Source organism: Brevibacillus sp. SIMBA_040, from assembly GCF_046535075.1.
In the GTDB taxonomy this organism is placed as follows: Bacteria; Bacillota; Bacilli; order Brevibacillales; family Brevibacillaceae; genus Brevibacillus.
On sequence record NZ_JAWRXI010000038.1, the window covers coordinates 1 to 15,262 of the forward strand.

At 42.9% G+C, this 15,262-nt stretch carries 11 protein-coding genes; 8 read left to right on the forward strand and 3 right to left on the reverse strand.

What is annotated here, in order from left to right; genetic code table 11:
• Positions 1–210: 210 nt before the first annotated feature.
• Positions 211–963, forward strand: a complete 753-nt coding sequence (locus SB752_RS31615) for an alpha/beta fold hydrolase (protein WP_410719385.1) — start codon at positions 211–213, stop codon at positions 961–963.
• Here the strand turns inward: SB752_RS31615 and SB752_RS31620 are convergent.
• From SB752_RS31620 to SB752_RS31630, 3 genes are all read right to left on the reverse strand, one after another.
• The gene (locus SB752_RS31620; protein ID WP_410719386.1) at positions 941–1,339 is read right to left on the reverse strand and encodes a hypothetical protein; all 399 of its coding nucleotides are present in this window, start codon (positions 1,337–1,339) and stop codon (positions 941–943) included. The two genes, SB752_RS31615 and SB752_RS31620, sit on opposite strands and share 23 nt — an antisense overlap.
• A 49-nt stretch (positions 1,340–1,388) precedes the next feature.
• Positions 1,389–1,913, reverse strand: coding sequence for an ImmA/IrrE family metallo-endopeptidase (locus SB752_RS31625; RefSeq protein ID WP_410719387.1), 525 nt, complete (start codon positions 1,911–1,913; stop codon positions 1,389–1,391).
• A 78-nt stretch (positions 1,914–1,991) separates the two neighbouring features.
• On the reverse strand, positions 1,992–2,441 hold the full coding sequence (locus SB752_RS31630; protein ID WP_410719388.1) for a helix-turn-helix domain-containing protein: 450 nt from the start codon (positions 2,439–2,441) through the stop codon (positions 1,992–1,994).
• A gap of 306 nt (positions 2,442–2,747) precedes the next feature.
• Here SB752_RS31630 and SB752_RS31635 point away from each other — a divergent pair, with 306 nt between their 5' ends.
• The 7 genes from SB752_RS31635 to SB752_RS31665 all read left to right on the forward strand — a co-directional run bounded on the left by SB752_RS31635 (position 2,748) and on the right by SB752_RS31665 (position 14,966).
• Positions 2,748–4,652, forward strand: coding sequence for an RHS repeat domain-containing protein (locus SB752_RS31635; RefSeq protein ID WP_410719389.1), 1,905 nt, complete (start codon positions 2,748–2,750; stop codon positions 4,650–4,652).
• Between the two features lie 18 nt (positions 4,653–4,670).
• Entirely contained in the window at positions 4,671–10,157 is a 5,487-nt protein-coding gene (locus SB752_RS31640) for an RHS repeat domain-containing protein (protein ID WP_410719390.1), read from the forward strand.
• 14 nt (positions 10,158–10,171) lie between these two features.
• On the forward strand, positions 10,172–10,660 hold the full coding sequence (locus tag SB752_RS31645; protein WP_410719391.1) for a pentapeptide repeat-containing protein: 489 nt from the start codon (positions 10,172–10,174) through the stop codon (positions 10,658–10,660).
• 255 nt (positions 10,661–10,915) lie between these two features.
• A complete protein-coding gene (locus SB752_RS31650; protein ID WP_410719392.1) occupies positions 10,916–11,197 on the forward strand; it encodes a hypothetical protein in 282 nt (93 codons plus the stop codon).
• A 335-nt stretch (positions 11,198–11,532) separates the two neighbouring features.
• A complete protein-coding gene (locus tag SB752_RS31655; RefSeq protein ID WP_410719393.1) occupies positions 11,533–12,474 on the forward strand; it encodes a hypothetical protein in 942 nt (313 codons plus the stop codon).
• Position 12,475: 1 nt separating this feature from the next.
• A complete protein-coding gene (locus SB752_RS31660; protein WP_410719394.1) occupies positions 12,476–12,943 on the forward strand; it encodes a hypothetical protein in 468 nt (155 codons plus the stop codon).
• Positions 12,944–12,947: 4 nt separating this feature from the next.
• Entirely contained in the window at positions 12,948–14,966 is a 2,019-nt protein-coding gene (locus SB752_RS31665) for a hypothetical protein (protein ID WP_410719395.1), read from the forward strand.
• Positions 14,967–15,262: the final 296 nt, after the last annotated feature.

The window sequence follows — 15,262 nt, forward strand, 5'->3', positions numbered from 1 at the left end:
TTTTTCTCAAGTATACAAAAAAGTACCCTATAGGTAGACTTTTTTAACGTGTCTACTCTATAGGGTACATTTTATATCGCGTTTCGCTCTTTTATTTTGAACAGTTACGAAGCTGGTGTGAAATGAATCTTTTCATACAAACACGCACATGCAACGGAAAAAGGAGACATAATAAGAAGCAGATAGCTGGGAACGGATGGTGATAAACGGATGAGTCGATATCGAAAACGTTGGTTTCAGATTATCGTATTGGCGGTATTGCTTGCTGCCTGTACAGCGATATGGTATTTACGCCCGTATGAGCCTGATCAGGCAGCTGCTGTCGCAATGCAGGGAGGAGAAGGGATCACGGTCATGAATACTGGTGACTGGATTGCTTTTGAAGGCGGAGAATCGCATGATCCTGGTATTATTTTTTATCCTGGCGCCCTGATTAAACCGGAAAGCTACGCTCCACTTGCCAGATCGCTTGCTGGCTCAGGGTATCGGGTATTCATTGCAAAAATGCCATTAAATTTGGCTGTGAGCGATATGGAACGGGCCAATCAAGTGTTAAAAGCCTATCCGAACCAGACGTTTGTCATCGGTGGGCACTCTCTCGGCGGAGCCATGGCTGCTCGCTATGCCCCCGCACATACGGATCGGATTCGCGGTGTTTATTTACTCGGAGCTTATCCGGACAAACAAGGAAGATTAAAAGAGGCAGGAATTCCTGTCTTATCACTTCTGGGATCGCGCGATGGGATTGTGAATCAGGAAAAATTTGAGCTGGGAAAAACATATTTACCGGATAAAACGAAGTATATGTCCATTGAAGGAGGCAATCACTCTCAATTTGGCAGCTACGGGAAGCAGGACGGAGATCAGCCGGCTGCCATCACTCCGCAAGAGCAATGGCAGCAAACAGCTGCAGCGTTGAAGGATTGGATAAGGAGCGAGATCATGGGTGCGGCTGGGAAATGATTCCGCTGACAACGCCTGTGATCCGAATGTTTTCAGAAGGGAGGATGAGAGGCTCATCGCCCTCGTTGGTGGTAGTAAACACACACTCTACCGGATTGATATCAGTCGCGATCCGAACGATAAATTGTCCCTCCTGTCTGACAAGAACCGGTCTGTCTTTAATCGGCTCCATCGAAAAATTGGAGATCAGCAAGGCATTACCTGGAGCTATGCCGAGTCCACTGAGCCCCGAGTCGCGCATAATGAGCGCAAAATTAGCTACGTGATAGCTGGCGACCTGAATAGAAGGATAAAGAGAAAGCTCTTCGTCATTTCCGATTGCCAGATCAAAAAAATGAGTGCTAAAGGCATCTCCTGCGACGAAGATATGCTTCATTTTGGTCTATTGCCTCCTTTTTAAAAGGGGATGGAATTGGTATTTTGACTCACCAAAAAACAGGTACGCCTCTCGCGTGCAAGCGGGCAAGAACACGATCGAATCGTCTGCTTGCCATCGAGAGCGGGACGCGAAATCTCTGTGCCAATAAGGCAGGAGCATCGAAACGGGAGCAATCTGCCAAGAGTGGACTGATCATGAAAAAGGGCAGCAGCAAATGCTCGGCAAAGTGGTTTGCTTGCGATTCCTGCCAATCAATCATCCACGTAGTGCTTTGAGGCTGGACGCCCTCATGCAAAAGTAAATGCCCCAGCTCGTGTGCGATTTTGACTCTTTGGTAAGCAGGCTCTAATCGCTCATCGACAGCAATGATGTAGTGGTTTTTCAGCGTAGGATGCTCATGAGCTCTGCTGCGGCCGTTAATTTCAATAATTTCGATACCGTATGTCTCGCATAAACGATGCAGATCGATTTGCTCGGGCTCCTCCATGCTCAAGTGTCGTAGAAGCATGTACACCCGGCTCTCCATCCAGGTCTGCGGCTCGCAGATTTCTTGAAGAAAAGGTAGAAACATCCAGTGTTCCGCCTCCCATATCGATAAAAATGGAACGTACGTTCTGTTTTGGCCGTGAAAGAAAACCCCACTATGGGGTTATTTTTTTTTCAAATCTTCCGTTATGTCGAACAAGGAAGGCGGCCTTGTTTCTCGTACCTGACGTATCTTCAGCTGCTTTTTCAAGTCGTACCAGTAGCGACGAATCTCTTTTTTCTCATCTTCAGATGCCTCCAGATAACCATCCAAAAAATAATAGTCATCGGGGTCGTCGATTTTCTCCTGCAAAAGATCGTCCAAAGAGCGCTGTTCCTTGGCCAGGGAAGCTGTTGCAGCGGTGTTTGCTGTTACATCGTTTGTTCGACCGAGCAGCCAATCCGTCGTGACCTCAAGTATATCTGCCAACTGCCGCAGCATATCGTTAGGCGGCGTGCTGTGATTGTTTTCGTAGTTGCTGATCGTCCCTTTTGTTGTGCAGACATGCTCTGCCAACTCTTCCTGGGTCAGACCTTTTGCCTTACGGGCTATGCGCAAGCGCTGGGATAGCATGAGCGAGCCAGTCCTTCCATAGAGGATGTACAACTATATTGTACTAGAAGAGAGAGAAAAAGAAAAGATTGTATGAAATTTTTATTTTTTTGATTGACTAACAAGAATCTTGTACATTATTATGTTCGTACAACCGAATAGGAACACTCGTTCTGTTTGTGGGAATGGATGTGCGTTTGGAAGCAAGCGCGATTGTCCATTTAATCGATGCAATGAAAAAGGAGGAATGGAAAAAGAGAGTGACGAGCACTAGACGCATGATGAAATACGTGAGCAAAAAACAGAAAAGAAAGTGGTGAAGAGTACATGAGAGAAAGAATCTCCGTCTTGGTGTTGATCCTGCTGATTCTGGCTGTCTTCTCGGTTCCTGAGGGAATGACGACAGCGGCTCAGGACCCCATAGAGGAAATTTTCCAGATGGACCAGGAGATTTTGGGGCTGCATCAGACGCTGGAGTTTTTCCAGGCTGTTGCTATCCGAAAAGGAAACGAGAAGCTGGCGAATCAGATCTTGCAGCAAGCATCCGCGTATTTTGAGCGGGCCAAAGACTTGCACAAGCAGCAGCCTACGACAGATGAACAGCTACTGGCACAAAAAGAGCAAATCAGGAATTTGCAAGCTGAGTATGATCGAGCAGTGGCAGGCTATTGGGCGGAGCTGCTTCCTGAGCTTGGTCCAAAATTAGCTGAGTCAAATCAGCAAGCAAAAGGAAAAGCAAGCCAAAACGCGACCTTGCTCGCCATTGATCCTGCTATCGATCCGTTTGAACCAAATGATGACTTTGCAACCAGCTACCCGATTACGAGCGGGAATTATTACGAATCCAAGCTTTCTACAAGCACAGACAAGGATGTATATCGCTTTGACTCAGGGGCGTTAACCGGATCGCTGACGGTGACATTGACAGTTCCGAAAACCAAGGATTACGACCTTCTGGTGACAGAGGGCCCGAGCACGGTAGTTGATATCAGTGCAACGGAACAATTAGGGGGAGAAGAAACGGTCAGCTTTCAGGTCAAGCCAAATACGACCTATTACATGACCGTGTTCAGCTTTAACAAGCATTTCAGTACGACAGACACTTACTGGCTGCGGCTTGGCAAGGTGACGAATACGTTGAACGCCGCTTCGCCCATTGATGTCAGCCTGCCGCTAGGTGAAGCGCCTGCGTACAAATTTACAGCTCCTGTGACCGGGACCTATCGCTTTTATACAGGTCCTTACGGGGGATTTGGCGCAACTACGGATACCGCGCTGTTTCTGTTTTCGGACGAGCAGCTGTCAACACTGCTCGAATTTAATGACGATGCGACAGAAGGCTCCCTTTTCTCCGAGATGAAAGTAGATCTGACGGCTGGCGTATCGTATTACGTCTACCTCACCTCAGCTGACAAGACAAAAGGCGTGCATGCGAGACTGACCGCCGCTTTGGATACAAAGGCAACAGTCGCTTCTTCTACGATTCGTGAATCGACAGCAAACGATGGGACGATTACCGACAAGCAGGTGATCACCCTCGCTGCGGGTACGTTTGCAACGGATGTTGCCGCGAGTGTTACGGTAAACAATTTACCGGCAGGACTACAGCCAAGTGTGACGCGTACGAGCAGCCAGCAGCTTACGGTCCAGTTTGGAGGCAAAGCACTGTCTCATGAGAGCAAGCATAGTGTCCAAAACGTAACGATCACGATTCCAAAAGCCAAAGTGGCAGGTGTCGTCGCTGATCTGGTGACCAATCCGTTCGCCATTTCTTTTACAGACACAGAAAGCTTGTATGTAACGACGCCACAAGACATCAATCTTGCTGCCGGAGTCAAAAAGATCGTGAAGCTGACCGCGCCAGCTACCGGAAGCTTTGATATTTTCACGAGCTACTATGGGGGAAATTCAGCAGAGGGAACAAGCAATACATGGCTCGGTGTGTATGAGGACTATGCACAGACGCATTTGCTCGCTGCAAACGATGACGGAGGTCAGCCGCCCTTTTCCAAAGTCACCCTGCCCCTGGAAAAAGGTCAGGATTACTACGTCGTTCTGGCTGGCGGCAGCAACAACTCTGTCCATGCCCGGCTAAGCGCCCGTTATCTCGGAGTGGAGTACGTGTACAACGCCAAAGGACAGCTTGTGCAAATCAAGCAAAACGGCACGATTTTGACGGAATTCACCTACGATGGAAACGGAAATCTCATCAAAAAACAGGTTCATCAATAAAAATAAGGAGGGAAATCGATGCGATTTACACGTTGGACTCAGAAAACGATAAACATGCTGTTGATCGGCTCGCTTTTACTGCCCACGACCGTTTATGCAGAAGCTGGCAGTAGCCTGTCAGAAAAGCCAGTCACAGACCAAACCAAGATTGGAACGACAAAAGACTGGATTTCTGCCTACCAAACTGCACTGCAAGCAAAGGACAAGCAAGGGAACATCCAGCCTGACGAAAAAACGACGTATACGAAAGAGCAAATCAAGCAGCTGGATTGGGATACGCTGCTGCCTGAACAGGTATGGAAGCTATACCAGACCTCTGATCCCGCATTGATTCAATTCGCGGCGTATTTTTATCCTTCTGTGGATCGCTTTTTGTCCCATAACGAACAGGTAGAGAAATACAAGTGGAATGACGATGACATCACGAAGCGTATCCAGGCAATGCCGCTAGCAAAGAAGGAGCAGCTGAAGAACATTCTGCCGCAGCTCGGAGCGTTTTTTTCTGCATCAACAGCGAAGCCGCTTCCGTCGAAGCAGTCTGAAAAGCCGTCAAGCACCTCAGCACTTGCAAGTATACCGGACGCCATGTATGACCCAGAGGGCTTGACGTACCAGTACAAACGCTCGAATACGGACAACCCAGTGGATGAGTTGTATCGGACAGCCAATGTGAGAGAGCTTGATATTCAGCTGGAAGGGAAGCACGGGCTGGATTTTACCCTTGAGCGCAGCTACTCTTCCTTGGAAGCACTGACTGAGGAGTTTTACTATTCAAACAGTGGTAAAAATATAAATATCCCCTCCAGGTATAAAGAGAAGAATTTCATGCCGATTGGCTGGAAGCTCAATTTGCCCCGGTTTGAAGAAATCTACAAATCAAATGCGTGGTGCAGATATTATGATGACACCTCCAAATACAATTGTGCGTACGAAGGCGAGGGCAAACGATATGTCTTCACCCTAGATGACGGAACGGTGCTGGAGTCTTCCTCTACGGTAGGGGACTGGGTGAATACACCGTACCAGGGCATTTCGATGAGCAAGTACAAAAAGGGGTACGGGGAATTCGGGTCCAATCATGTGGTGACATTGGAGAAGAACGGTATCACTTACGATTTTGGCGAAGAGTCCCACTATTATAAAGACGATTTGTATAATACGTATTTGGTGAAAAAGACGAATGCGTACGGGGACTCGATCAGCTACAGAATTAGTGAAGACACGAGATGGCCGACAGAAATTACTGACAGCGTCGGGCGTCTGATTACGATCGATAGAAGCACGGGAAGCACCGTAGTGAAAGTCTATCAGGACAGCTCCCAAAAAACGTTGCTGAAGCATCTTGTCTATGAGTGGAATGTAAGTACAAACAAGGATCAGGTAAGAGAATACAGCGTGACGGGAACAGATAGCAAAATCATTGCCGAGTATGCGTATCACAGTCCATCTGTTTACGGAGTGAGTGAGTACAACCTGCAGCCGACCTATTCCTTTGCTGCTCCGAACAAACTAATCAATTTCGATGACAACGGGCTGGAGTCGACGGAATATACAAATGTAGATAAAACAAAGAAGGGAAAAGTGAACTACAAGCTTTTGAAGCAGGTCGACTATCCTGTGGAAGGCTTGTCTATGAGCTATACGTACAGCATGTATCAGCCAGATGTCCCTGGATTTTTGAATCAAGGGCTGGTGCGTCTCTATTTGGATAAAGAAGCATTGACGTACATGAGCTATCATCCGGTGACCGCGGTCAATTTCCGTTTTGCCAAGACACCGCATCCGGATCAAGCAACGACAGGGTGGTACTCGTACACCAAGTATTACCCGCAGACCAATAAAGAAGTTTGGAAATCACCGAAATCAGCCTCTGTGCGCTTTGCCAATCAGCCGATCAACCGAGATGGCTCCAGGGTCGTTACGAGAAGCGTTCAGGACGGTTTGCCGAGTGTAGAGAAGACGTTTATCGTCAACCCGGATCGCAACTTTTTGCTGCAATCGGTGAAGACCTTTGTCGGAAACGGTGCTGATTCAGATACGATTCAGGGTGCGCTTACCCTGACAGAAGACGGGAAAACGTATCGTTATGCTCCTGCCTCCTATACAAGCTATATGTACAACCAGCGAGAGACACAGCCGACACATGTGTACTCCTTTATGGGACGTCCAAGCTCCATGACTGTGGATTCGGACGTATATCAATACTTGCTCGCTCCGACAGATAGCCGTTTGTCCAAGGTCAAAGCCAGATTGGGCCGTTATGCGCAAATCGTGGAGTACGTCTACAACATATACGGAGATGTAACCAAGGCAATCGATCCAAAAGGAAATCAGACCACAACCGAATACGTATCTCCAGACAGTCTCACGTCGCTGCGTGTGCCATCCAAGGTGAAGAAAACAGCGGCCAGCAATCCGAATCATTATCATGAAGAGACGTACACGTACGGAAGCAACAGGCTGGTGGCGACAGAAAAGATCGTGGATTCCTATCCAGATGGCACGGCTACCAGACAGGAGCAAGTGAACCGAACCTACAGCTATCAAAACAAGCTGCTCAAAACAATTACAGAAACGAGCACTGGTCCAGATGCCAAAACAATTACACAGAGCATCGAATCCTATGACGATTTTTCTTTATATCCGCGAGAAATAACCATGCAGGTGGAGACCTCGACGGGAGTAAATGAGCAGCTGTATCACTACTTCCACTACGATGGAATGGGTCGTTTGCTATACCGCATGTACCCGGATGAAATCTACGTCCAGTACCAATACGACCTGCTCGGACGACGGACAAAGGAGCTCGTGACCAACCGAGATCAGACCAGAACAACGGCGTATGACTACGATGATACAACGAGAAAAGTAACGATGACGCTGCCAGATGGCACGAAGCAATTTTCTCATTTTACGCCATACGGTGAAGTTGAGTACAAGGGCCAGATCGGAAAAGACGGTACCGTTCGTCCGCTTCTGTACAATACGTATTCGCTGGATGGAAACCATCTGTTGTCCAGCGCACCGTATGCCTTAAACGAACGGGCGACCAGCTACGTCTATAATGCAGATGGAAGTGTGTGGAAAAAAACCGATCCGATCGGCACCACGGTGTTCCTGGCAGCCAATACGCAAAACGATGGGGTAAACTACGTCCCTGCTCGGACTGGCGTAAGCATTGAACCGAACGGACTGCAAACCACGCAATACTACGACCGCCACGGACAACTGGAAAAAGAAGGAATGCGGACAGGCGATGGCAGCCAGAGCAGAACGACACAGCTCGCTCGCAACGATTTTGAGCAAGTAATCGGCAAGACAGAAAAAGATCAGACAGGCAAAAGCCGCGTATGGGAATACCGCTCGAACAACGACGGCAAGCTCGTCTACCTGCTCGATGCCGAGCAAAACAAGTACCAGTACGAGTATGATACACTCGGCAATCTGGTAACGGTAACGGAAAATCAGCTATTGACGACCCGCAATCACTACAATGTTCTCTCCTGGAAGATCAGTGAAAAGGATGTTCCGTCGGGAGCGACCGAGTCGTACCGCTACAACCGAAATGGTACACCGCATACTTTCACAGACAAAGCAGGCATTCGTCACCTCTATGCCTACACGCCGTTTAACGAGCTATCCAGCCTGACCTCCACAAATGCTGCTGGAAAAATCATGAATCTGGAGACAAAAGAATACGTCCCGAACACCTCCCTGATTCAAAAAGAAACGAACAGCAACGGAACAGATTTGGGTACAGGCATGAGCAACTATCGTGAAGTATCGTACACCTATGACCCGTTTCTGCGGCTCAAGACTCAGACTGCCTTTGGACGAGTGTACCAGATGGGATACACAGACCGGGATGACCTCATGGATTCCTTGACGTACCCGGACAATGCTGTCGTGACCTATTTGTATGATACTGCTGGACGTTTAAAAGAAGTCAACAGTGCTGTGACGGGCAAAATCGAATACAGCTACCAGGTAGACACTACGGGCGACAGCTATCAGGCAAAGTACCCGAACGGCCGCATCAACAAGCGAAAAGCCGATTCATTTGGGCAAGTAGCGACAGTCACCCATGAAAAAAATCAAGCGCCAATTTGGTCTGAGTCCAATCAATACTCGTTTGGCAATGTCGTTTCCATCCAGCGCAATGGGAAAACACATCAATATACCTACGATAAAATTGATCGCCTGACCAAGGAAGTCATTCCAGGAACGACGAATGATTACTCCTATGACGGACGTGGAAACCGCTCGGCATTCGCCGGCACCCTGCCGACAGAGACAGGAAGCGCCACGTATACCTTTGACGAGCGAAACCGTCTGCGCAGCGTGGTAAATGAAACAACAGGCGACACCTCGACGTATACCTATTATGGAGACGGCCTTCGTGCGAGCAAAACCGAGAATGGCATCCAAACCAAGTATGTCTACTTGAGTGGCAAAGTCATCGAGGAGCTCGATGCTGCCAATGCCTCCAAGGCCCGAAACATCTGGGGCAATGAACTCGTGCTCCGCAAAGACATGACCACTGGCAAGAGCGGATACTACCACTACAATAGCCACGGCGATGTCGTCGCGATCTCGGACGGCAATGGCCAAGAGCTGAACAGCTATGAATACGACACCTGGGGCAACGTCATCTCGAAAACGGAGGGGATGTCCAACCCGTATCAGTACAGCGGCGAGCCGTATGACGAGAAGACAGGGTTCTACTATCTGCGGGCACGGTATTATGATCCGAAGGTAGGGCGGTTTATATCGGAGGATACGTATAAGGGTGCGGTGGATAATCCGCTGTCGCTTAACAGGTATACGTATGTGAGTAATAATCCGTTGAGGTTTGTGGATCCGAGTGGGCATGTTCAAGTGATTGCTGGTGATGGGGCGACTGGCACCTATTACTATTATGATAATGCTGGAGTTAGGAGAATACACGGTACTCAACAGATTGATTATGAATACTATGACGATCTGTACTACACAAAAGGTATTGATGCGATCCCCAACAGGGCAGGATTACATGAACTGTTTAGGGGAAGCACTAGGGAATTAGAGGGATTTGAAGATCCAACTACTTATATCGCTGGAGCTGCAGGCACACTCAGAGCGATGACAAAGAACTTAGCCGTTAAAGGTAGTAAGAATGTTGGATTGCTATTTTTGAGTCTTTTTGCAGCTGGGGGTAAACAAGAGGGTATTGAAGTTTCAGAACAATTGATTAAAAATGTTATGAAGGATGCTCCATTAAAAACTCAACAGGGGGCAGTTTCTTTACCTGCTATTCAAAGGTATGTACAGCGTCTACTAAATGGTGAAGTCCCACCAGCGATTAAGGTAAGTAATGGAATAGTAGTAGACGGAAATCACAGATATATTGCAAGTAGGATAGTTGGTAAAGAGATAGATCAGGTCCAATGGTCAGGAGGAAGAATAAATCAAGCTATTGATTGGATAAAAGTAAAAATTGATCCTACGGACTGGGGAAATAAATAGCGAGGTGAAATTGAATGATCGTAATAAAGAGCAATGCTTCTGAGGTAGACCCAGTTTTTGTCGAAGCAGAAACGCTTGAAAACGTAGTTCTTGATGGTCTGAATTTACACAGAGCTTTACTATCTAAAGCTAATCTAAAAGGAGCGAGCTTTATCGAAGCAAATTTGCGCTCAGCCGAGCTAGATGGTGCTGATTTGAATTCTGCAAATATGTCCAAAACCGCGCTGATGAATGTATCGTTTCAACATGCAAATTTAGCATTTGTAAATTTTCAAGACAGCAAACCAATAAGTGCAAATTTTACGGGAGCTAATCTACAAAATGCAGACTTTACCCGTGCTGATGTTTTTGCAGCAAGATTTACTGATGCTAATTTAGTTGGTGCGAAAATGCTATGCGAACGAATCGAAGATAGTAGTTTCGATAATGCAAAGTTTAATGACCAAACAGTGTGGCCAGTAGGATTTGATCCTATTGCCAAAGGAGCTAAAAGAGTTGAATAGAAAATAATGTAGTGCCCCCAAACGAGTAACCAACTACTCGTTTGGGGTTTCTTTTTTCCTCTATATGAAGCGTGGACAATTGGGATTTGTGGAAAAAATCAACAGAATAGATGGAATGATTATTTGGCTTTATGTCCATTTTCGCACGGTTGGGGTAAAAGGCGATAAAACAGAGATTGAAACAGGGAAAAGAAGCTGGAGCTAGGAAAGGCATATGGACGAATGACAAGCCGCCATTCCCTTACAAGAGGAGTATTGCTGGATGAAACAAAGCGTCCCATCTACCAAGCTGTCGTTGAGAAGTATTTAAACAGTGAAAATATGGGGCAGATTGCAATTTGGTTGATAGAAAATAAAATATCTACTCCTTACAATATTAAGCCTGATGGCAAGGACACAAAGGCTGGTCAAAAGTTTACCGTGAGACGTTTACCTATAAGCGATATTCATCTTAGATACATAACTTATGGAAAATCAAAATTAAAGCTTGGGCAGGTAGCGCTTATACCAGAGGAAGAAATAATTAAAATGATGTAGAGTTTAGCGGCAACACTGGAATATTAGATAAAGCTTGAAGAAGTTGGTTGATAGGATTATTTATAATTGAGAAGATAATCGAAGTAAGTTGACGGTTTGTTATAGATAGTTTAGAAAATTAAGTGACTTTGGATAAAATGATAACTATTAAGAAAAAGCCGAGTGGATTATACGGCTTTTTCTGTTGTTCATTGAAGAAATATCATAGATTAGAGGATAATCCCATTTTTTGTCGAATTTAGTATTCATTATTAAGTATTCTATGATTAAGTAAAATAGCATTTCTAAGTGAACGATGTCCGTTGTAGTTGTTAAAGTCTACAGAGGTGAATTTAATGATCAAGACTCGTTTTGGAGAATACGATGGTGATAGTTGGGAAGAATTTTGCCAACTGTTGTTGAAGAAAAGGTATGATTCTGAAGGTTATCAAGAAATGCCTGCTCATACAAAAGGAGATCTAGGAATTGAAGGTTTCACTCGTACAGGATTAGTTTTTCAATGCTATTGTCCTGATGAGGAATATGATACACAACGATTGTATGAGGCACAACGAGATAAAGTAACGAAAGATTTAGGGAAATTACGAAAAAACAAAAAGGAATTACTCCGTTATTTGGGGGATGTGAAAATTCGAAAATGGGTGTTTCTGACACCTTTGATTACTAACAAAGAAATAGTTGCACATTGTCAAATAAAGGCTTCAGAATTCAGGGAACTTCTAGATATGAAGGATGTGCTTAATGACGATTTTGATGTTCTTGCTAAAGATGAAGGATTCTATATGCAGGAAATTCTTTATGCAAAAATGATATTAGAACAAAAGATCGATATAAAGATTGATATTCCAACTGAAATCGAAATAATTGATTGGAAAAAATGCCAAAGCTTTGCGATCCAGAGACTATTCGGTAAAATTTCTAAACTCTTTGAAGGCCACCCTCGACAAGAAGAGATAACTAATAAATACGTTGATCTCATTGTTCGGAATTTTATTAAGGGACAAAAAATACTAGATGAACTTAAGGGAAATCAGCCTGTTTTACTGGAAAAGTTATTGAGAATAAAAAATAGTATAGAGGAACATATAGAGCAAGAACTAATCTTAACCGAATTAGATCCAAAAGCATTTATAAAAGAAACGCAAACAAAATATAAAGTGGCTCTAGAATCTGAAAACTTTCATAAACTATTCTCATTCAGTTTAACTGAAGACTTATCAAAAGAGGCAGAAGCTGATTGGCTTGTTAGATGCCCTTTAGATTTTGGAGGTATCTAATATGGATTTACCTTATGAGCTAGCTAAAAAAATTACTTTTACCCGACGAAAGGTTTCTGTGGCCGCAGGCTATAGACCAATAACTAAAATTGCACAAATAATATTGATTTTGTATTTATCATCAAGAAATAATAGTGCAAATCTTTTCAAATTACAGTTACTTAATTGGGCTTTTAAATCTAAAGATCGGGATCAGGTTATATTATTGCTCATTCAAGATCCATTGAGTAATATTCCTTTTGTAAGTATGGATCCAACGGTTAACAGAGCATTACAGTTTGCCATTGCTGATAAGTTTATATCGTTCAATCCAAATACCGGAAAGTTTTCTCTTCTTGAAAAAGGAATTGATTTTGCTAAATCAATTATAGAAAATAAGGATATTCTATTAGAAGAAAGAGAATTATTGGGGAAGATTGGGACTAAGCTTACGGATAAAATAATTTCGGTAGTTTTTAAAGTGAGGTAACGAAATGGCTAAATTAAAAATTGATGCATTTAAATTAAATGTTTTTACTACATATGGGTTATTTGGGACTTCTTCTAATTTCACAGATGGCCTAAATATATTGAGGGCAAAAAATTCTACAGGTAAAAGCTCTTGTACAAATGCCATCTTATACGCATTAGGTATTGAAGAATTACTTGGAGGTACAAATGGAAAGACGATGAAACCCGTACTCCGCGAGGAGGTTACGTACGAAGGACAAAAATATAAGGTTATTGAATCAAATGTCCAATTACAAATTACAAATTCAAAGGGTCAAGCTATCACTGTTACTAGATGGATCACAACATCAACAAGAGATGAAAAACTTGTTGATGTTCAATTTGGACCCACACTTACTGAAATGGGACTATATGAGTCAAAAGATTATTATGTTCACATGCCTGGTTCTGCTTCAAATTATGCTGGATTTCATGCATTTTTAGCGGATTTTATTGATTGGCAGTTACCCTTGGTGCCTGCATTTGAGGGGAAAGATCGACTTTTATATATTCAAAGTTTGTTTCCTTTATTTTTTGTAGAACAGATTAAAGGATGGAGTTCTTTTTACGCCCAACCTTCAACTAATTATGGTATAAGGGATATATCAACAAGAGCAATCGAGTTTTTACTGGGACTTGATGTTTTACATAATAGTAAGTTGAAAGAAGAAATGAAAATTAAGAAATTGTTAATTACTCAGGAGTGGACTAATTTAGTAAATTTGATAAAAGAAAAAGCAAATTCAGTCGGTGCAACTATTCAAAATATTTCAGAAAAACCTGAGATACTCTCTAATTTTCAAGTATTTGTTTATGATGACGATCAGAATCTAGTCAGTATTTCTTCTAGAATTTTAATGTTTAAAGAGCATTTATATGGAAGGGCAAATATAATTAGAAATATAAAAGAAGTCGAAAGAGAACATGAGGTAAGAATTAACGAGGTTGAAGAAAAAGTATTATTTCTTCAGAACGAGTCAAACGTTATCAGAAGGGAAATACATTCAGAACAAATTAATAAGGAAGCTCTTGAATATAATATTATTCAACTAAAGCATGATTTAAAAACTAATCAAGATGCGCAACGGTTATATAGTCTAGGTTCCAATAAAAACTCCTTGATAGCAAAAAAGATTTGTCCAACATGTAATCAAAACATTCATGATACCCTTTTACCACAGGACATTGACTTACAGCCTATGAGTCTAGAAGAAAATATAAGCTACATAAAAGAGCAATTGTCTGCATTAGAATTTGGAAGAAGTCAATCAAGTAGTGTAATTGATTCAAAGAATAAAAAATTTCTAGCGATTAATCATCATCTTGAGGAAGAAAGACGAAAACTAAGAAGTCTAAAACAAGAATTAAGGGAAGATCCGAGGATGCTATCGGACGTTGATGTTGAAGAAACTTTAAATCTCAAATGGAAAATTAGGGAGTTAGAAGAAGTTGAGGAGCGTATTGAAGACTTATCTGAGAAACTTGAAGAATTAAAGATAAAATGGCAACAATATTGTGTTGATCTGATAAAAATTCCAGAAGAGTTCTTCTCAGAATTAGATAAATCAAAATTGATAACACTGGAAAAAAAGTTTATTGATTACTTGGCTGAGTTTGGATATAGTAGTACTCCATTAACGGATATTTCTATATCTAAAGATAAATATACACCTGTAGTAAAAGGATTTGACATTAAATTTGATTCATCAGCAAGTGATTATGTTAGATTAATTTGGGCATTTACTCTTGCGCTGGAATATGTAACACAAAAACATGATGGAAATCATCCGAATCTAATAATAATGGATGAACCTGGCCAGCAGCAAATGAATCACGCGAGCATAGGGAAATTGTTTGAATCATTATCTGAACTCGATGGTCAAAGTATAATAGCCTCTTCACTGACAATAGAAGAGATAAACACATTGACAAAAAACATAAAGAAAAAAATCATTGATCTTGGTAATGAATATATCATTAAGCCTTTTGATACTCAAGAATAGACGTTACTGTAGTTAACAAATTTATAAAATAAGAGGAATCAGCCTAAGCACTGATTGTTATTAATGAATGATCTTGCTGACATACATTACGTAACATCATATACCATTGAAAGATTATATGTAAGTTACAATATATAAAAAATCGACTTAGATTGAACAAGAACAAAAATTCAGCTATCTGAAAAGTTGGGTTTTTCTCGTATTTTGGTCAGTAAAAATGAGTCTGTAAAATAATTTGTGTAAACTCTCAACCTCTAAACTACAATTAGTATTAGAAAGGTTGGGAGATTTTTATG

What these genes read in the sequence shown, in the direction of transcription:
- SB752_RS31615 (WP_410719385.1), top strand. Translation starts at nt 211, where the DNA reads ATGAGTCGATATCGAAAACGTTGGTTTCAGATTATCGTATTGGCGGTA.
- SB752_RS31620 (WP_410719386.1), bottom strand. Translation starts at nt 1,339, where the DNA reads ATGAAGCATATCTTCGTCGCAGGAGATGCCTTTAGCACTCATTTTTTT.
- SB752_RS31625 (WP_410719387.1), bottom strand. Translation starts at nt 1,913, where the DNA reads ATGTTTCTACCTTTTCTTCAAGAAATCTGCGAGCCGCAGACCTGGATG.
- SB752_RS31630 (WP_410719388.1), bottom strand. Translation starts at nt 2,441, where the DNA reads ATGCTATCCCAGCGCTTGCGCATAGCCCGTAAGGCAAAAGGTCTGACC.
- SB752_RS31635 (WP_410719389.1), top strand. Translation starts at nt 2,748, where the DNA reads ATGAGAGAAAGAATCTCCGTCTTGGTGTTGATCCTGCTGATTCTGGCT.
- SB752_RS31640 (WP_410719390.1), top strand. Translation starts at nt 4,671, where the DNA reads ATGCGATTTACACGTTGGACTCAGAAAACGATAAACATGCTGTTGATC.
- SB752_RS31645 (WP_410719391.1), top strand. Translation starts at nt 10,172, where the DNA reads ATGATCGTAATAAAGAGCAATGCTTCTGAGGTAGACCCAGTTTTTGTC.
- SB752_RS31655 (WP_410719393.1), top strand. Translation starts at nt 11,533, where the DNA reads ATGATCAAGACTCGTTTTGGAGAATACGATGGTGATAGTTGGGAAGAA.
- SB752_RS31660 (WP_410719394.1), top strand. Translation starts at nt 12,476, where the DNA reads ATGGATTTACCTTATGAGCTAGCTAAAAAAATTACTTTTACCCGACGA.
- SB752_RS31665 (WP_410719395.1), top strand. Translation starts at nt 12,948, where the DNA reads ATGGCTAAATTAAAAATTGATGCATTTAAATTAAATGTTTTTACTACA.